We start from the raw sequence: 18,554 nt of genomic DNA on the forward strand, positions 1-18,554 counted from the left end.
ATAGAATGAAAAAGTGGATTTTGATGCTATCAATTGTTTTATTACTTTTTGGTAGCGTTGTTACATACAGACTAATTGATATCAAAGACAAAATGGAGCAGTTTGCCAATCGCCCTGAACCAGCATTCCCAGTAACCGTAACTGAAGTGCAAGCGGTGGATTGGGTACCAGTCATCGAGGCAATTGGTTTTATCGAGCCAAATCAAGGCGTGACGGTAGCGAACGAAACGAGCGGTGTTATCGATAAAATCGCATTTGATTCCGGTACTCAAGTCAAAGCAGGTCAGCCACTAGTACTGCTTGACTCTGACGTTGAGAAAGCGAATTTAAAGAGCTCGCAAGCCAAGTTGCCAGCAGCAGAAGCGAAATACAAACGCTACCAAGGGCTATTTAAAAAAGGCTCTATTTCTAAAGAAGCGTATGACGAAGCAGAAGCGAACTACTTCTCCTTAAAAGCGGACATTGAAAGCTTGAAAGCGACCATCGACCGACGCGAAATCAAAGCGCCATTTGATGGTGTAGTAGGTATTCGTAACGTGTACCTAGGTCAGTACCTACAAGCGGGTACCGATATTGTTCGCCTGGAAGACACCAGCGTGATGCGTTTACGCTTTACCGTGCCGCAAACCGATATTTCACGTATCAATATCGACCAAGAAGTGGATATCTTTGTTGACGCTTATCCAGACCAACCTTTCAAAGGGTCTATTTCTGCGATTGAACCAGCTGTAAACGTACAAAGTGGTTTGATTCAAGTTCAAGCGGATATCCCTAACAGTGACGGCAAACTGCGTAGTGGTATGTTCGCGCGTGCAAACATCATTCTGCCTAAGTTAGAAAATCAGGTCACTCTACCTCAAACCGCGATCACATTTACGCTATATGGCGACAATGTTTACATCGTAACAGAAGAAGATGGCGAAAAACGCGTTAAGCAGCATGTGGTAAAAGTTGGCGAACGCTCTAAAGATATCGCACACATTCTAGAAGGCGTGAAGCCAGGTGATGTGGTAGTGACATCGGGTCAAGTCCGTTTGAGTAACCATGCGAAAGTAAGCATTGTCGAAAGCGATGCAACTACCCCACCTGCTGAAACACCAATGCTTTAAGTTGGAGGCATCATGCGCTTTACAGATGTTTTTATAAAACGTCCAGTTTTAGCGGTATCGATCAGCTTTTTGATTGCATTGCTTGGTTTGCAAGCGGTGTTCAAAATGCAAGTTCGTGAGTACCCTGAAATGACGAATACGGTGGTCACCGTGACCACCAGTTACTACGGTGCAAGTGCCAACTTGATCCAAGGCTTTATTACTCAGCCATTGGAGCAAGCGGTGGCGCAAGCCGATAATATTGATTACATGACTTCGCAATCGGTACTAGGTAAATCAACCATTACTGTCAACATGAAGTTGAATACTGACCCGAATGCAGCATTGGCTGATATCTTAGCGAAAACGAACTCAGTACGTTCTCAGCTTCCAAAAGAAGCCGAAGATCCAACCGTAACCATGTCGACAGGTTCGACAACGGCGGTACTGTACATCGGCTTTACGAGTGACGAGTTATCTTCAAGCCAGATCACTGACTACCTTGAGCGTGTAATCAACCCGCAGTTGTTCACTGTAAACGGTGTATCCAAAGTTGACCTGTATGGTGGTATGAAGTACGCACTGCGCGTATGGTTAGATCCTGCCAAAATGGGCGCTTTGAAGTTGACCGCTACGGATGTGATGAGCGTTCTTAACGCCAACAACTACCAATCTGCAACCGGTCAAGCGACGGGTGAGTTCGTACTTTATAACGGTAGCGCAGATACTCAGGTATCAAACGTTGCTGAACTTGAAGCATTGGTCGTGAAAACTGGTGAAGGGGATGTCATCCGCCTAGGTGATATCGCTAAAGTAACGCTGGAGAAGAGTCACGACGTTTATCGCGCAAGTGCAAACGGTCAAGAAGCCGTGGTTGCGGCGATCAACGCAGCACCAAGCGCTAACCCAATCAACATTGCAGCAGACGTACTTGAACTGTTGCCTCAGCTTGAGCGCAACCTACCAAGTAACATCAAAATGAACGTGATGTACGACTCAACTATCGCCATCAACGAATCGATTCACGAAGTAGTGAAAACGATTCTTGAAGCAGCGGTCATCGTACTTGTGGTTATCACACTGTTCCTAGGTTCATTCCGCGCGGTAATCATTCCTATCGTGACCATTCCACTTTCATTGATTGGTGTGGCAATGGTGATGCAGGCAATGGGTTTCTCTTGGAACTTGATGACGCTACTGGCGATGGTGCTTGCCATCGGTCTGGTGGTGGATGACGCGATCGTTGTACTAGAAAACGTTGACCGTCACATCAAAGAAGGGGAATCGCCATTCCGAGCTGCAATTATTGGTACGCGTGAAATTGCGGTTCCAGTTATCGCGATGACATTGACGCTAGGTGCAGTGTACGCGCCGATCGCATTGATGGGTGGTATCACCGGTTCATTGTTCAAAGAGTTCGCTTTGACACTGGCAGGTTCAGTATTCGTATCCGGCATCATCGCTTTGACACTATCACCAGTGATGTGTTCGAAGATGCTGAAGGCGAACGAGAAGCCAAGCAAGTTTGAGCAAAAAGTTCACCATGTACTTGATGGCATGACTAATCGCTACGCAAGCATGTTAAAAGCAATAATGGCTAGCCGACCAGTGGTGATCGTGTTTGCGATAATTGTATTCGCAAGTTTACCAGTCCTATTCAAGTTTATTCCTAGCGAGCTAGCTCCATCTGAAGATAAAGGTGTTGTAGTACTCATAGGGACCGCACCATCAAATTCGAATTTGGACTACATCCAAAACACCATGGATGATGTGAATAAGATTCTCTCTGATCAACCAGAAGTGGAATACGCTCAGGTATTTAACGGTGTACCGGATTCTAACCAAGCGTTTGGTTTAGCTACACTCAAACCATGGGGCGAACGAGAAGCGAGCCAAGCAGAAATCAAACAGCGTGTTGGCGGGCTTGTTTCGAGCATTCCGGGAATGTCTATTGCTGCCTACGAAATGCCGGAGCTACCAGGTGCTGGTTCAGGCCTTCCTGTACAGTTCGTAATTACAACGCCAAACAACTTTGAAAGTTTGTTTACCGTTGCAAATGACATTCTGTCGGAAGTAGCAAGCAGTCCAATGTTTGTCTATTCCGATCTGGATCTGAAATATGATTCTGCAACGATGAAGATCAAGATCGATAAAGACAAAGCAGGTGCCTACGGTGTGACTATGCAAGACATTGGTATCACCCTCAGCACCATGATGGCAGATGGTTATGTAAACCGTATCGACCTAAATGGCCGCTCTTATGAGGTAATTCCTCAGGTTGAGCGTAAATGGCGTCTAAACCCAGAATCGATGAAGAACTACTATGTACGCTCTGTGGATGGTAAAGCGGTTCCATTAGGTAGTCTGATTACCATTGATGTGGTGGCTGAGCCTCGCTCTTTGCCACACTTCAACCAGCTAAACTCAGCAACTGTGGGGGCTGTTACAGGCCCTGGTGTTTCGATGGGGGATGCAGTTAATTGGTTTGAAAATATTGCACAAACCAAACTGCCTGCAGGGTATAACCATGATTACATGGGCGAATCTCGTCAGTTTGTAACGGAAGGTAGTGCCTTGTATGCAACCTTTGGTCTTGCACTTGCGATCATCTTCCTCGTTCTGGCGATTCAATTTGAATCACTCCGCGATCCTATTGTCATCATGGTATCTGTACCTCTGGCAATCTGTGGTGCCTTGATCGCATTGGCCTGGGGTACAGCCTCGATGAACATCTACTCGCAGGTTGGTTTGATCACGCTGGTCGGCCTAATAACCAAGCACGGTATCTTGATCTGTGAAGTAGCCAAAGAAGAGCAGTTACATAATAAACGGTCTCGTATTGATGCGGTGATGGAAGCTGCGAAAGTGCGTCTTCGCCCTATCCTAATGACCACTGCAGCGATGATCGCAGGTTTGATCCCGCTGATGTACGCAACAGGTGCAGGTGCCGCGCAACGTTTCAGTATCGGTATCGTCATCGTTGCTGGCCTTGCAATCGGTACACTGTTCACACTATTCGTACTACCTGTGATTTACAGCTACCTAGCTGAAAAACACAAACCTCTGCCAGTATTTGTTGAAGACAAAGACTTGGAGAAGTTAGCGCGAGTTGACGAAGCGAAAGCAGCTCATCGTGAATTAGCGGATAACAGATAAGCTATTAAGGCACTCAAAAAGGTCACTTCGGTGGCCTTTTTTATTGCCGCTCTCTTTTTTGCCATCTAAGTGGCGACTTTCACGTATCATTTACTTAAAATGAGGACAAATCAAAAGGAGTTTTAGCCACTATGTTTGACCCAAAGAAATTAGAGCAAATTGCTAAACAGATTCACGACTCAATGCCTCAACCTGTAAAAGAATTGGGCTCTGATGTCGATCAGAAAGTTCGTCAAGTAATCCAAGGCCAGCTAAACAAGCTAGATGTTGTAAGTCGCGAAGAGTTTGATGTTCAAACTCAAGTTTTACTACGTACACGTCAAAAGCTAACAGAAATGGAACAGAAGTTGGCGCAACTTGAAGAAAAGCTTGCTGAAAAATAAGTATCAAAGCGCTCCTCACAAAGGAGCGTTTTTCTTATCGGCGCGCAGATAAATCGGCTAAAAACAAAAAGGCTTGGTCAACGGCGACCAAGCCTTTTGATTAGATGTTGTGTTTTATTTTGTATTTATCACTCCAGTCTGCCTGGAGTTTATCTACTGCGTTACTTGAGACTAAGTAAATTACGCAGTATTAAGGCTTCATTTCTAGGAGAAGGCGCGGACTTTACGATAGTAAACGAGCACCTTCGACACCAAAATGGAACCTTAAGGCCAGTAATTTAGCCGCCCACCGCGATACGCTTCATATCAGTCATGTAACCACGTAGCTCTTCACCGATGTACTCTACAGGGTGGTTACGGATTGTTTCATTCACAGCGATAAGAGTCGCGTTATCCACTTGGTTAGACGTTTCACCTAAACCTTTACCAATTACGTCAGTATTTACGGCTGGCATAAACTTCTCACGTAGAAGCGGCGTTGCTACGTTAGCGAACAGGTAGTTACCGTATTCCGCAGTGTCTGAGATAACCACGTTCATCTCGTATAAACGCTTACGTGCGATAGTGTTTGCGATAAGTGGCAGCTCGTGTAGAGACTCATAGTAAGCAGACTCATCGATGATGCCAGATGCCGTCATCGCTTCGAATGCTAGCTCAACGCCCGCACGAACCATAGCAACCATCAAGATACCGTTATCGAAGTACTCTTGCTCAGAGATTTCTACGTCAGTTTCTGAGTAGTTTTCGAAAGCAGTTTCACCTGTTTCTGCACGCCAGCCTAGTAGATTTGCATCGTCGTTTGCCCAGTCAGACATCATAGTGCTAGAGAAGTGACCGGTGATAATGTCATCCATGTGCTTGTTGTATAGCGGACGCATCAGTTCTTTTAGCTCTTCAGAAAGCTCAAATGCTTTCACTTTTGCAGGGTTAGTTAGGCGATCCATCATGTGAGTGATACCACCAAACTTCAGTGCTTCAGTGATGGTTTCCCAACCGTATTGAAGAAGCTTACCAGCGTAGCCAGGATCGATACCATCAGCAATCATCTTCTCGTAACATACGATAGAGCCAGCCTGTAGCATGCCACAAAGGATAGTTTGCTCACCCATTAGGTCAGATTTCACCTCAGCAACAAAAGAAGACTCTAGACAGCCTGCACGGTGACCACCTGTTGCTGCAGCCCAAGCTTTCGCGATATCCCAACCTTCACCTTTTGGGTCGTTCTCTGGGTGAACAGCGATAAGAGTCGGTACACCGAAACCGCGCTTGTATTCTTCACGAACTTCCGTACCTGGACATTTAGGTGCAACCATTACTACCGTTAGGTCTTTACGGATTTGCATGCCTTCTTCAACAACGTTGAAACCGTGAGAGTAACCTAGTGCTGCGCCTTCTTTCATTAACGGCATTACCGTCTCAACAACGTTTGTGTGCTGCTTATCTGGAGTAAGGTTTACTACTAGATCAGCTTGTGGAATTAGCGTTTCGTAGCTACCTACCTCAAAACCGTTGTCTTTTGCGTTTTTGAATGACTGGCGTTGCTCATCAATCGCGGCTTGGCGAAGCGCATAAGCAACGTCTAGACCAGAGTCGCGCATGTTCAGACCTTGGTTAAGACCTTGAGCACCACAACCAACAATGACTACTTTCTTACCTTTCAGATAATCCGCTTCTGAAGCGAACTCACTGCGGTCCATAAAACGACAACGACCTAATTGGTCCAACTGCTCGCGCAAGTTTAGGGTATTGAAATAATTAGCCATCTGGGTGCTCCTTTGAGATTCTTCCATTGAGGTCAGTAATTGCCTTACCGAATAACTTTATACTAAAACAGACATGAGATTGCTTAAAGTGATATATTCACAATTAGTTATTGCAATTTATGCAACGTGGAAATGAAAATTTAATGAATATCAAAAGCCTGCAACTTTTCATTCATCTCTGTGAGAGTAAAAGTTTCGCCAAGACCGCAGCGGCAATGCATATTAGCCCTTCAGCCTTAAGCCGACAGATACAAAAATTAGAGGAGGAAACCAGCCAACAATTGTTTTTACGCGACAACCGTAGCGTTGATTTAACTATCCAAGGTAAAAAGCTAGTCCCAGTCGCCTTAAAGATTCTTGGCGAATGGCAGCAGTATCAGAGTCATCTGAAGGGAACCGAGGATGAATTGAAAGGAGAAATCCGTCTCTTTTGTTCTGTTACTGCAAGCTACAGCCATCTTCCGGAGCTAATATCTGACTTTCGTATTCAGAACCCTTTCATTGAATTCAAACTATCAACCGGCGATCCAGCTCAAGCGATCGACAAAATACTAGCAGATGAAGCCGATATTGCCATATCAGCCAAGTCAGAACAGATGCCAAATAAAATCGCATTTGAAACGATCAGTGAAATCCCACTTTCTGTCATCGTACCTGTTGGGGTTAGTGCGTTTGCTGAAGAGCTACAAAAAGAAAAACCAGACTGGTCGGTCATTCCATTCATACTCCCAGAAGCAGGAACGGCAAGGGACAGGGCCAATACTTGGCTCAAACAAATGAAAATAAAGCCAAAGATCTACGCACAAACCTCCGGACATGAAGCCATCGTAAGTATGGTTGCATTGGGGTGTGGAGTAGGTATCGCACCTGATGTTGTAATCAACAACAGTCCGGTAAGAGAAAAGATAAATCGTTTAAAAGTCTTACCAATTAAACCTTTTAAACTTGGTGTTTGCTGCAACAAAACTCAGCTGGAGAATCCGCTTGTTAAAGCCTTTTGGAAGGTTGCAGAGAGCAAGTATATCGCACCTTAGATGAGCACTTTTTAGGTATAAAGTGAGCTAATTTTAAAACTCTATAGAAGCAAAAAAGCCCGCTCTTTCGAGCGGGCTTCTTAAATTTAAAGCCTGGCGATGTCCTACTCTCACATGGGGAAGCCCCACACTACCATCGGCGCTATTTCGTTTCACTTCTGAGTTCGGCATGGAAATCAGGTGGGTCCAAAACGCTATGGTCGCCAAGCAAATTCTTTAATCTGGAAAGCTGTTTTTTTAATTCTCGTTACTACACATTCAATTTTCTTTCATTGAGTCCATCAAAACCCCTTGGGTGTTGTATGGTTAAGCCTCACGGGCAATTAGTACAGGTTAGCTCAACGCCTCACAACGCTTACACACCCTGCCTATCAACGTCGTAGTCTACGACAACCCTTTAGGATACTTAAAGTATCAGGGAGAACTCATCTCAAGGCTCGCTTCCCGCTTAGATGCTTTCAGCGGTTATCGATCCCGAACTTAGCTACCGGGCAATGCGTCTGGCGACACAACCCGAACACCAGAGGTTCGTCCACTCCGGTCCTCTCGTACTAGGAGCAGCCCCTTTCAATTCTCCAACGCCCACGGCAGATAGGGACCGAACTGTCTCACGACGTTCTAAACCCAGCTCGCGTACCACTTTAAATGGCGAACAGCCATACCCTTGGGACCGACTTCAGCCCCAGGATGTGATGAGCCGACATCGAGGTGCCAAACACCGCCGTCGATATGAACTCTTGGGCGGTATCAGCCTGTTATCCCCGGAGTACCTTTTATCCGTTGAGCGATGGCCCTTCCATTCAGAACCACCGGATCACTATGACCTGCTTTCGCACCTGCTCGAATTGTCATTCTCGCAGTCAAGCGGGCTTATGCCATTGCACTAACCTCACGATGTCCAACCGTGATTAGCCCACCTTCGTGCTCCTCCGTTACGCTTTGGGAGGAGACCGCCCCAGTCAAACTACCCACCAGGCACTGTCCGCAACCCCGATAGGGGTCGACGTTAGAACATCAACACTACAAGGGTGGTATTTCAAGGACGGCTCCACGCAATCTAGCGACTGCGCTTCAAAGCCTCCCACCTATCCTACACATGTAGGGTCAATGTTCAGTGCCAAGCTGTAGTAAAGGTTCACGGGGTCTTTCCGTCTAGCCGCGGGTACACTGCATCTTCACAGCGATTTCAATTTCACTGAGTCTCGGGTGGAGACAGCGTGGCCATCATTACGCCATTCGTGCAGGTCGGAACTTACCCGACAAGGAATTTCGCTACCTTAGGACCGTTATAGTTACGGCCGCCGTTTACCGGGGCTTCGATCAAGAGCTTCGACCGAAGTCTAACCCCATCAATTAACCTTCCGGCACCGGGCAGGCGTCACACCGTATACGTCATCTTGCGATTTTGCACAGTGCTGTGTTTTTAATAAACAGTTGCAGCCACCTGGTATCTGCGACTCTCAATAGCTCCATCCGCGAGGGACTTCACCGTCGAGAGCGTACCTTCTCCCGAAGTTACGGTACCATTTTGCCTAGTTCCTTCACCCGAGTTCTCTCAAGCGCCTTGGTATTCTCTACCCGACCACCTGTGTCGGTTTGGGGTACGATTCCTTACAATCTGAAGCTTAGAGGCTTTTCCTGGAAGCATGGCATCAATGACTTCACACCCGTAGGTGCTCGACGTCGTGTCTCAGCCTTAGAAAGAGCCGGATTTACCTAACTCTTAAGCCTACGCACTTGAACCTGGACAACCGTCGCCAGGCCCACCTAGCCTTCTCCGTCCCCCCATCGCAATTGTAAGAAGTACGGGAATATTAACCCGTTTCCCATCGACTACGCCTTTCGGCCTCGCCTTAGGGGTCGACTTACCCTGCCCCGATTAACGTTGGACAGGAACCCTTGGTCTTCCGGCGAGGAGGTTTTTCACCCCCTTTATCGTTACTCATGTCAGCATTCGCACTTCTGATACGTCCAGCATGCGTTACCACACACCTTCAACCGCTTACAGAACGCTCCCCTACCCAATATACAAAAGTATATTGCCGCAGCTTCGGTTTACTACTTAGCCCCGTTACATCTTCCGCGCAGGCCGACTCGACCAGTGAGCTATTACGCTTTCTTTAAATGATGGCTGCTTCTAAGCCAACATCCTGGCTGTCTGAGCCTTCCCACATCGTTTCCCACTTAGTAGTAATTTGGGACCTTAGCTGGCGGTCTGGGTTGTTTCCCTCTCCACGACGGACGTTAGCACCCGCCGTGTGTCTCCCGGATAGTACTTACTGGTATTCGGAGTTTGCAAAGGGTTGGTAAGTCGGGATGACCCCCTAGCCTTAACAGTGCTCTACCCCCAGTAGTATTCGTCCGAGGCGCTACCTAAATAGCTTTCGGGGAGAACCAGCTATCTCCAGGTTTGATTGGCCTTTCACCCCTAGCCACAAGTCATCCGCTAATTTTTCAACATTAGTCGGTTCGGTCCTCCAGTTGATGTTACTCAACCTTCAACCTGCCCATGGCTAGATCACCTGGTTTCGGGTCTATATCCAGAGACTGAACGCCCAGTTAAGACTCGGTTTCCCTACGGCTCCCCTAGATGGTTAACCTTGCCACTGAATATAAGTCGCTGACCCATTATACAAAAGGTACGCAGTCACAGGACAAGCCTGCTCCTACTGCTTGTACGTACACGGTTTCAGGTTCTATTTCACTCCCCTCACAGGGGTTCTTTTCGCCTTTCCCTCACGGTACTGGTTCACTATCGGTCAGTCAGTAGTATTTAGCCTTGGAGGATGGTCCCCCCATATTCAGACAGGATATCACGTGTCCCGCCCTACTCGATTTCACTGAACACACGTCGTCAACTACGGGACTATCACCCTGTATCGTCGGCCTTTCCAGGCTGTTCGTCTAACGCGTGTAAAGCTTAAGGGCTAGTCCAATTTCGCTCGCCGCTACTTTCGGAATCTCGGTTGATTTCTTTTCCTCGGGGTACTTAGATGTTTCAGTTCCCCCGGTTCGCCCTGTTGAGCTATGTATTCACTCAACAGTAATACCTTATGGTATTGGGTTTCCCCATTCGGAAATCCCAGACTCAAATGGTTTTTACTACCTAATCTGGGCTTATCGCAAGTTAATACGTCCTTCATCGCCTCTGACTGCCAAGGCATCCACCGTGTACGCTTAGTCACTTAACCATACAACCCGAAGGAGTTTCGAGTTGATGTTCAAATCACCAAAGTTGTCTCTCATTATTTGAATGAGCGAGAGACATTCGATTTTGCCGGACTCATCTCTTTACCTTCATTTTTAGAAAAAATGAAAACAAAAAGCCAAGAACACTTGAATGTGTTTTTTGGTGTTTATCTTTCGATAAACATTGAGAACTTTACAAACAACAATAAATTGTTGTTTTGTCAGCTTTCCAAATTGTTAAAGAGCTATGTTGCTTCACAAGGAAGTTACATTTTCTAAAGACTTTCAGAGTCAAAAAGACCAACCAGTATCAATTGCTTGTTCTGGTTTGGACGTTTTATTCCAAAAATACTTAGAGAATGGTGGGCGATACCGGGCTCGAACCAGTGACCCCCTGCTTGTAAGGCAGGTGCTCTCCCAACTGAGCTAATCGCCCACATTGTTTTGATTTCCGTGGAAGGAAATGGTGGGTCGTGCAGGATTCGAACCTGCGACCAATTGATTAAAAGTCAACTGCTCTACCAACTGAGCTAACGACCCAATGGTATCCCGTAGGGGAGTCGAACCCCTGTTACCGCCGTGAAAGGGCGGTGTCCTAGGCCTCTAGACGAACGGGACACTAAGTGAACATCTTGGGGGATGTTCTATCTCTTAAACTTCATAAACCGTATCAATCTGTGTGAACACTCATCGCAATAATCATCGTTTAAGGAGGTGATCCAGCGCCAGGTTCCCCTAGCGCTACCTTGTTACGACTTCACCCCAGTCATGAACCACAAAGTGGTAAGCGTCCCCCCGAAGGTTAAACTACCTACTTCTTTTGCAGCCCACTCCCATGGTGTGACGGGCGGTGTGTACAAGGCCCGGGAACGTATTCACCGTGGCATTCTGATCCACGATTACTAGCGATTCCGACTTCATGGAGTCGAGTTGCAGACTCCAATCCGGACTACGACGCACTTTTTGGGATTCGCTCACTTTCGCAAGTTGGCCGCCCTCTGTATGCGCCATTGTAGCACGTGTGTAGCCCTACTCGTAAGGGCCATGATGACTTGACGTCGTCCCCACCTTCCTCCGGTTTATCACCGGCAGTCTCCCTGGAGTTCCCGACATTACTCGCTGGCAAACAAGGATAAGGGTTGCGCTCGTTGCGGGACTTAACCCAACATTTCACAACACGAGCTGACGACAGCCATGCAGCACCTGTCTCAGAGTTCCCGAAGGCACCAATCCATCTCTGGAAAGTTCTCTGGATGTCAAGAGTAGGTAAGGTTCTTCGCGTTGCATCGAATTAAACCACATGCTCCACCGCTTGTGCGGGCCCCCGTCAATTCATTTGAGTTTTAATCTTGCGACCGTACTCCCCAGGCGGTCTACTTAACGCGTTAGCTCCGAAAGCCACGGCTCAAGGCCACAACCTCCAAGTAGACATCGTTTACGGCGTGGACTACCAGGGTATCTAATCCTGTTTGCTCCCCACGCTTTCGCATCTGAGTGTCAGTATCTGTCCAGGGGGCCGCCTTCGCCACCGGTATTCCTTCAGATCTCTACGCATTTCACCGCTACACCTGAAATTCTACCCCCCTCTACAGTACTCTAGTCTGCCAGTTTCAAATGCTATTCCGAGGTTGAGCCCCGGGCTTTCACATCTGACTTAACAAACCACCTGCATGCGCTTTACGCCCAGTAATTCCGATTAACGCTCGCACCCTCCGTATTACCGCGGCTGCTGGCACGGAGTTAGCCGGTGCTTCTTCTGTCGCTAACGTCAAATGATAGTGCTATTAACACTACCACCTTCCTCACGACTGAAAGTGCTTTACAACCCGAAGGCCTTCTTCACACACGCGGCATGGCTGCATCAGGCTTGCGCCCATTGTGCAATATTCCCCACTGCTGCCTCCCGTAGGAGTCTGGACCGTGTCTCAGTTCCAGTGTGGCTGATCATCCTCTCAGACCAGCTAGGGATCGTCGCCTTGGTGAGCCCTTACCTCACCAACTAGCTAATCCCACCTAGGCATATCCTGACGCGAGAGGCCCGAAGGTCCCCCTCTTTGGCCCGTAGGCATCATGCGGTATTAGCCATCGTTTCCAATGGTTATCCCCCACATCAGGGCAATTTCCTAGGCATTACTCACCCGTCCGCCGCTCGACGCCGTTATCGTTCCCCGAAGGTTCAGATAACTCGTTTCCGCTCGACTTGCATGTGTTAGGCCTGCCGCCAGCGTTCAATCTGAGCCATGATCAAACTCTTCAATTTAAGATTTTGTTCGGCTCAATGAATACTGAACATTACATAAAGTAATGTTTGAATTGACTGTGCTGAATCCGAAGATTCAATGGTCACTTCGTTTCATTGAAACCTAATTTGAAGCCGAAGCTTCTAATTGGATTATCATCAACGAGTGCCCACACAGATTGATAGGTCTATATTGTTAAAGAGCTTTCCTGTTGAGCTTTGCTCAAAACAGGACGGCCATTTTAGCGAGTTAAAGTTTAGTGTCAATCACTTTTTTCAAACTTTCTTCAAGCGTTTCCGCTTGGCTAATTTGGCTTGCTAACTTGGCTTCTTACTTTCGAAACTTAAGCTTCGAAGCGTTGCCGTGTCAGCGAGGTGGCATTATAGAGATTGCGATCACATTGGCAAGCCCTTTTTCTCGTTTTTTTTGATTTTTTTATCGTTTGGGTGTTTTTTATTCTAAAAGGCGAGTTTTCACTACTATTCTACCTCCATACACCCTGTAATCGCCCTGAATAAGGAAAAAAGATGAGCTCAATGAGAAGCTACAAAGGTATAAAGCCTGAACTTGGTGAGCGTGTTTACGTTGACCCAACCTCTGTTTTAGTCGGTGATATCCGAATTGGCGATGATTCTAGCATTTGGCCATTGGTAGCAGCGCGAGGCGATGTAAACCACATTCACATTGGTGATCGAACGAATATTCAAGATGGCAGTGTTTTGCATGTCACCCATAAGAACGCTGAAAACCCAAACGGCTACCCATTGATTATTGGTAATGACGTTACGATTGGCCACAAAGTGATGCTGCACGGTTGTGAGATCCACGATCGTGTTTTGGTTGGTATGGGAGCTATTGTTTTAGATGCTGTTGTAATTGAGTCAGAGGTGATGATCGGAGCAGGCAGTTTAGTGCCACCAGGGAAAGTATTAGAAAGTGGCTACTTATATGTTGGAAGCCCAGTAAAGCAAGCTCGCCCTCTATCAGAAAAAGAACGAGCTTTCTTGCAAAAGTCTGCCAACAACTATGTGCAGAACAAAAACGACTACTTAAATGAAGTAAAAGACTTGAACTAAAGACCTGTTAACCGATGATGATATGGCCTTCTTCGTTGAAGGCTTCATCTTCTATTAGCTCTTCAGCCATTTCTTCTAGGTCGAATCGGTAATCAGTAAACACTTTAATTGCCGCTTGCTCAGTTTCAATCAGTGAACCACTGAGCTTTTCTAGCTTTTGTTTCGTCACAAAGCACTCTATTAGTGCGCCTGATTGTTGCGCCGAAAAGTTTACCGATTGTGATACTTCATCCCATGATTGAATATCTGGGAATAAGATGGATTGATTCATCGCTTATTGACCTTCAAGATTCTTTCTTAGTTCTCTGAGAATTTGTTTGGCACCAGGACGTAAGCCACGCCAGAGCATAAAGCTTTCCGCAGCCTGCCCAACTAACATTCCAAGACCGTCATACGCATGAGCGGCACCATTCTCTTTTGCCCATAAGTTAAAGCTCGTCACCCCTTTGCCATAAATCATGTCATAGCTTGTACTGTTAGCGGCAAAGATGGAGGATGAAATAGTCGGCAGTTCACCACTAAGAGAAGCGGATGTGGAGTTAATGATGACATCATACTCTTTATCAATACTTGCTATCTCTTTGGCGAGGATAGGACCGTGAGAGACAAACAGCTCTGCAAGCTCCTGTGCTTTACTAAAGGTACGGTTGGTAATGGTTAAAGAGGTCGGCTTTTGATCAAGTAGTGGCTTAATAACACCACGAGCTGCACCACCAGCGCCAATAATTAGGATTCGCGCGCCTTCCAATACAACCTGATGCTGAAGCAGATCTTGCACTAAACCTGCACCATCAGTGTTGTCACCGATGATTTCACCATCGTCTAACTTCTTGAGGGTATTTACCGCGCCTGCTAACTGAGCCCGTTCTGTCAATCGACTAGCAAATTGATAAGCATCTTCTTTAAATGGCATAGTGATGTTACACCCCTTGCCACCTTCAGCAAAAAACACCTTCGCCGCGTCAATAAAACCATCAACAGGTGCACTTTCTGCGGTGTACACCAAAGATTGATTAGTTTGACGAGCAAACAAGGTGTGAATGAATGGCGACTTACTGTGTCCGATAGGATTACCAAACACGGCATAGCGATCGATTTGCTGGGTCATTTCCTTACCTTTGTTCCTTACTTAGATATAGAGAAAACAGGGCCACCTGATTACAGATGACCCTATCACTATCTATCTATATAGAAAAGGAGATTCCGTGCTTACCACTCTCGTGGCGTTAGGTATCGCTCGTAAAGTTCAGCTTCTGGCGATCCCGCTTCTGGCTCGTAGCAGTACTCCCAGCGAGCGAGCGGCGGCATTGACATCAGAATCGACTCAGTACGCCCACCACTTTGTAAACCAAATAAGGTACCACGGTCATACACTAAGTTGAACTCTACGTAACGGCCGCGACGATATAGTTGGAATTCACGCTCACGCTCACCATACTCGATCTCTTTACGACGAGAAACGATCGGCAAGTAAGCCTGGCAATAGCCTTCACCGACTGCTTTGATGTAAGCAAAACACTTATCAAATTCCCACTGGTTTAGATCATCAAAGAACAAACCGCCAACACCGCGAGTTTCATTACGATGTGGTAGGAAGAAGTATTTGTCACACCATGCTTTATGCTCTTGGTAAACATCGTCACCAAATGGCGCACAAAGCAGTTTTGCAGTGTCGTGCCATGATTGGCAATCTTCTTCAAATGGATAGAACGGCGTTAGGTCAAAACCACCACCAAACCACCAAATTGGGTCTTCGCCATCTTTTTCTGCAATAAAGAAGCGGACATTGGCGTGTGAAGTCGGTACATAAGGGTTTTTAGGGTGAATAACCAAAGAAACACCCATCGCTTCAAAACGACGACCCGCTAGCTCTGGACGATGCGCTGTCGCAGATGCTGGCATTTCTTTCCCTTCCACATGCGAGAAGTTCACGCCTCCCTGCTCGAAAACAAGGCCATCACGCATAACACGTGAGCGCCCACCGCCACCAAGACGTTCGCCCGGTTCACGATGCCATGCATCCTCGACAAAGACGGCCTTTCCATCTTCTTGTTCTAACTGCTGACAAATGGAGTCCTGAAGTGACATCAAGAACTGCTTTACGGCGTGCTTATCGATCGCTGACATACGTTATTACCTATTACGTGAAACCTAATGATGGCTGGCTAGCAGGGTTAACCCTGTCTTAATATTTGTGAAGTTTTGGCGTCACGAATCTCGCTGGGTTTATCACGACCGCTGGTCTCGCCACGAAGAATGGCGACCAGCTTATCACCCAACTGCTCTTCGACTTCTTCCGTGGTCATACACGGTGGTAAGCCGGAAAGATTCGCGCTGGTAGAGGTTAACGGCTTTCCGAATGCATTACACATTTTTTGCACCAAAGGATGATCAGTCACACGAACCGCAATTGAATCAAACTGCCCTGAAACCCAGTTGGATACTTTATCGCTCGCTGGCATGATCCAAGTGTATGGGCCTGGCCAAGTGGCATGAACAGTCTGTAATTGTTCTTCAGTCAACTGAGATTCATCAATATAAGGCAAGAGCTGATCATAACTTGCCGCGATGAGAATCAGCCCTTTTTCTACCGGACGCTGCTTGAGCTCTAATAGCTTTTGAATTGCTTCTGGGTTATCTGGATCACATCCGACACCAAAAACCCCTTCTGTTGGATAGGCAATCACTTCGCCTTGCTTGAGTGCGTTGAGCACTTGTTCAAAGTTATCCACCGATTACTTCCTATTTGTTTGACTGTGTTGTTTTCACTAAGTGTACAAATATTCATTCTCAGACACTAAAGCAATTTTTTTATAAAATGTATCAATAGCGCCAACAACAAGACGCAAACGTTTGCTTGAGATAAAAATCCCCGTATAATGCGCACAAATTTATAGCTCACCTAATTTTTGCAGCTTAAAGGAGTTTGAGATGAAAGTCGGTATCATCATGGGTTCTAAATCCGATTGGCCAACCATGAAACTAGCAGCGGACATGCTAGACCAATTTGGCGTGCCTTACGAAACAAAAGTCGTGTCAGCACACCGAACTCCTCAATTACTGGCTGACTACGCTAGTGGCGCAAAAGAACGCGGCATCAAAGTTATCATCGCAGGCGCAGGTGGTGCAGCCCACCTACCAGGTATGGCGGCGGCGTTTACTAGTTTGCCAGTGCTTGGGGTTCCCGTTCAGTCTCGTGCACTGAAAGGTATGGATTCACTGCTTTCTATTGTACAGATGCCAAAGGGAATTGCGGTTGGTACATTGGCGATTGGCGAAGCGGGCGCAGCAAACGCCGGTATCCTAGCAGCGCAAATCCTAGGCACTCATGATGAAAACATCATGGCGAAGGTAGAAGCATTCCGTAATGAGCAAACGGAAACAGTTCTCGCAAATCCAAACCCTGCAGAGGATTAATCAGATGCATGTACTGGTTCTTGGTGCGGGTCAGTTGGCTCGTATGATGTCTCTGGCTGGTGCGCCACTGAATATTCAAATTTCAGCTTACGATGTCAGCAGCGGTGATGTCGTTCACCCTTTAACTCAACAGGTACTTGGCCATGGCTTGGAAAATGCGATTACGCAAGTTGATGTGATTACTGCCGAGTTCGAGCATATTCCACATGACGTGCTCAAAGTTTGCGAAGCGAGCGGCAAGTTCCTACCAAGTACGCAAGCCATCAAAGCAGGTGGTGATCGCCGTATTGAAAAGGCACTGCTTGATGATGCTGGCGTGCGCAACGCGAAATACTACGTCATTGAAACTCGTGAAGACTTTGAGCGCGCAATTGAACACGTTGGTATGCCAATGGTTCTGAAAAGTGCATTAGGTGGTTACGATGGTAAAGGCCAATGGCGCTTAAAAGAAGCTTCTCAAGTCGACGACATTTGGACTGAGATGGCAGAGTGCATCGCGGCAACACCAACTCAAGCGATTGTTGCTGAAGAGTTTGTTCCTTTTAACCGCGAAGTATCACTGGTTGGTGCTCGAAGCAAAGATGGCAGTGTGGAAGTGTACCCTCTGGCAGAGAATGTTCACACCAACGGTGTATTGAGTCTTTCTACTGCGATTGATGCGCCAGGGTTACAGGAACAAGCAAAGCAAATGTTCACGGCAGTCGCAGATAGCCTAGATTACGTTGGCGTATTAGCGCTTGAGTTCTTTGATGTCGATGGGGCACTTTTAGTGAATGAGATTGCTCCACGCGTGCACAACTCTGGTCACTGGACACAGCAAGGTGCAGAAACGTGTCAGTTTGAAAACCATCTGCGCGCAGTGTGCGGCTTACCATTAGGTAGTACGAAATTGGTTCGTGAAACCTCAATGATCAATATTCTTGGTGAAGACACACTACCAGATGCATTGTTATCAATGGATGGTTGCCACCTTCATTGGTATGGCAAAGAGAAACGTGCAGGTCGCAAGATGGGACACATCAACGTGTGTGGCGACTACCCAGGAGAATTGCACCGTAGGTTGTGCGCCCTGGCAGACATCTTAGACCCAATAGCTTTCCCAGCCGTGCAAGCGTTCGCTAAACAGCCTCAACACTAATGTTTGGCAGCAAAAAAGTAAATTACCACCTTCTAAAGAAGGTGGCTTTGTGTGAGCCCCCTAAAAGGGG

Annotated in this window: 12 protein-coding genes, 3 tRNA genes and 3 rRNA genes; 7 read left to right on the forward strand and 11 right to left on the reverse strand. The window is 46.9% G+C overall.

Annotated features, from left to right (window positions below; genetic code table 11):
• Positions 1–5 precede the first annotated feature (5 nt).
• The 3 genes from J4N43_RS15390 to ubiK all read left to right on the forward strand — a co-directional run bounded on the left by J4N43_RS15390 (position 6) and on the right by ubiK (position 4,627).
• Positions 6–1,109: an efflux RND transporter periplasmic adaptor subunit gene (locus J4N43_RS15390; RefSeq protein WP_053349778.1), complete on the forward strand. Its 1,104-nt coding sequence runs from the start codon at positions 6–8 to the stop codon at positions 1,107–1,109.
• A gap of 12 nt (positions 1,110–1,121) precedes the next feature.
• Positions 1,122–4,244 (forward strand): multidrug efflux RND transporter permease subunit VmeD, encoded by a 3,123-nt coding sequence (gene vmeD / locus J4N43_RS15395; protein ID WP_053349779.1) that lies wholly within the window; start codon positions 1,122–1,124, stop codon positions 4,242–4,244.
• A 131-nt stretch (positions 4,245–4,375) separates the two neighbouring features.
• Entirely contained in the window at positions 4,376–4,627 is a 252-nt protein-coding gene (ubiK, locus tag J4N43_RS15400; protein ID WP_005379099.1) for a ubiquinone biosynthesis accessory factor UbiK, read from the forward strand.
• Positions 4,628–4,905: 278 nt separating this feature from the next.
• On the opposite strand, the gene ilvC is transcribed toward ubiK, so the two are convergent.
• Complete coding sequence (ilvC, locus tag J4N43_RS15405; protein ID WP_053349780.1) at positions 4,906–6,390, reverse strand: ketol-acid reductoisomerase; 1,485 nt, start codon at positions 6,388–6,390, stop codon at positions 4,906–4,908.
• A 143-nt stretch (positions 6,391–6,533) separates the two neighbouring features.
• Here ilvC and ilvY point away from each other — a divergent pair, with 143 nt between their 5' ends.
• Positions 6,534–7,424, forward strand: a complete 891-nt coding sequence (gene ilvY, locus J4N43_RS15410) for an HTH-type transcriptional activator IlvY (RefSeq protein ID WP_005379097.1) — start codon at positions 6,534–6,536, stop codon at positions 7,422–7,424.
• A gap of 91 nt (positions 7,425–7,515) precedes the next feature.
• On the opposite strand, the gene rrf is transcribed toward ilvY, so the two are convergent.
• The 6 genes from rrf to J4N43_RS15440 form a co-directional block, all read right to left on the reverse strand.
• Positions 7,516–7,632, reverse strand: a 5S ribosomal RNA gene (gene rrf, locus J4N43_RS15415).
• A 94-nt stretch (positions 7,633–7,726) separates the two neighbouring features.
• A 23S ribosomal RNA gene (locus J4N43_RS15420) occupies positions 7,727–10,615 on the reverse strand.
• Positions 10,616–10,973: 358 nt separating this feature from the next.
• Positions 10,974–11,049 (reverse strand) — tRNA-Val (locus J4N43_RS15425).
• Positions 11,050–11,077: 28 nt separating this feature from the next.
• A tRNA-Lys gene (locus J4N43_RS15430) sits at positions 11,078–11,153 on the reverse strand.
• Between the two features lie 2 nt (positions 11,154–11,155).
• Positions 11,156–11,231 (reverse strand) — tRNA-Glu (locus tag J4N43_RS15435).
• Positions 11,232–11,320: 89 nt separating this feature from the next.
• A 16S ribosomal RNA gene (locus J4N43_RS15440) occupies positions 11,321–12,873 on the reverse strand.
• Together the 16S, 23S and 5S rRNA genes with 3 tRNA genes alongside form the textbook arrangement of a ribosomal RNA operon.
• A 507-nt stretch (positions 12,874–13,380) precedes the next feature.
• Here J4N43_RS15440 and J4N43_RS15445 point away from each other — a divergent pair.
• Positions 13,381–13,929, forward strand: coding sequence for a gamma carbonic anhydrase family protein (locus J4N43_RS15445; RefSeq protein WP_005379096.1), 549 nt, complete (start codon positions 13,381–13,383; stop codon positions 13,927–13,929).
• Positions 13,930–13,936: 7 nt separating this feature from the next.
• Here J4N43_RS15445 and J4N43_RS15450 read toward each other — a convergent pair whose 3' ends face one another.
• The 4 genes from J4N43_RS15450 to tsaC form a co-directional block, all read right to left on the reverse strand.
• The gene (locus tag J4N43_RS15450; RefSeq protein WP_005379090.1) at positions 13,937–14,200 is read right to left on the reverse strand and encodes a DUF1488 family protein; all 264 of its coding nucleotides are present in this window, start codon (positions 14,198–14,200) and stop codon (positions 13,937–13,939) included.
• A 3-nt stretch (positions 14,201–14,203) separates the two neighbouring features.
• On the reverse strand, positions 14,204–15,037 hold the full coding sequence (gene aroE / locus J4N43_RS15455; protein ID WP_025768913.1) for a shikimate dehydrogenase: 834 nt from the start codon (positions 15,035–15,037) through the stop codon (positions 14,204–14,206).
• Between the two features lie 101 nt (positions 15,038–15,138).
• The gene (gene hemF, locus J4N43_RS15460) at positions 15,139–16,056 is read right to left on the reverse strand and encodes an oxygen-dependent coproporphyrinogen oxidase (RefSeq protein WP_053350839.1); all 918 of its coding nucleotides are present in this window, start codon (positions 16,054–16,056) and stop codon (positions 15,139–15,141) included.
• Between the two features lie 47 nt (positions 16,057–16,103).
• Positions 16,104–16,661, reverse strand: coding sequence for an L-threonylcarbamoyladenylate synthase type 1 TsaC (gene tsaC, locus J4N43_RS15465; protein WP_005379084.1), 558 nt, complete (start codon positions 16,659–16,661; stop codon positions 16,104–16,106).
• A 199-nt stretch (positions 16,662–16,860) separates the two neighbouring features.
• Here tsaC and purE point away from each other — a divergent pair, with 199 nt between their 5' ends.
• Both purE and J4N43_RS15475 read left to right on the forward strand, forming a co-directional pair.
• Positions 16,861–17,346: a 5-(carboxyamino)imidazole ribonucleotide mutase gene (purE, locus tag J4N43_RS15470; protein WP_005379082.1), complete on the forward strand. Its 486-nt coding sequence runs from the start codon at positions 16,861–16,863 to the stop codon at positions 17,344–17,346.
• Positions 17,347–17,350: 4 nt separating this feature from the next.
• Positions 17,351–18,484 carry a 5-(carboxyamino)imidazole ribonucleotide synthase gene (locus tag J4N43_RS15475; RefSeq protein ID WP_053350838.1) on the forward strand — a complete coding sequence of 378 codons (1,134 nt, stop codon included), beginning with the start codon at positions 17,351–17,353 and terminating at the stop codon, positions 18,482–18,484.
• Positions 18,485–18,554: the final 70 nt, after the last annotated feature.

It is taken from the genome of Vibrio sp. SCSIO 43009 (genome assembly GCF_023716525.1).
In the GTDB taxonomy this organism is placed as follows: Bacteria; Pseudomonadota; Gammaproteobacteria; order Enterobacterales; family Vibrionaceae; genus Vibrio; species Vibrio alginolyticus.

Coding starts and splice junctions, on each gene's coding strand:
- J4N43_RS15390 (WP_053349778.1), top strand. CDS start 6: ATGAAAAAGTGGATTTTGATGCTATCAATTGTTTTATTACTTTTTGGT.
- vmeD (WP_053349779.1), top strand. CDS start 1,122: ATGCGCTTTACAGATGTTTTTATAAAACGTCCAGTTTTAGCGGTATCG.
- ubiK (WP_005379099.1), top strand. CDS start 4,376: ATGTTTGACCCAAAGAAATTAGAGCAAATTGCTAAACAGATTCACGAC.
- ilvC (WP_053349780.1), bottom strand. CDS start 6,390: ATGGCTAATTATTTCAATACCCTAAACTTGCGCGAGCAGTTGGACCAA.
- ilvY (WP_005379097.1), top strand. CDS start 6,534: ATGAATATCAAAAGCCTGCAACTTTTCATTCATCTCTGTGAGAGTAAA.
- J4N43_RS15445 (WP_005379096.1), top strand. CDS start 13,381: ATGAGCTCAATGAGAAGCTACAAAGGTATAAAGCCTGAACTTGGTGAG.
- J4N43_RS15450 (WP_005379090.1), bottom strand. CDS start 14,200: ATGAATCAATCCATCTTATTCCCAGATATTCAATCATGGGATGAAGTA.
- aroE (WP_025768913.1), bottom strand. CDS start 15,037: ATGACCCAGCAAATCGATCGCTATGCCGTGTTTGGTAATCCTATCGGA.
- hemF (WP_053350839.1), bottom strand. CDS start 16,056: ATGTCAGCGATCGATAAGCACGCCGTAAAGCAGTTCTTGATGTCACTT.
- purE (WP_005379082.1), top strand. CDS start 16,861: ATGAAAGTCGGTATCATCATGGGTTCTAAATCCGATTGGCCAACCATG.
- J4N43_RS15475 (WP_053350838.1), top strand. CDS start 17,351: ATGCATGTACTGGTTCTTGGTGCGGGTCAGTTGGCTCGTATGATGTCT.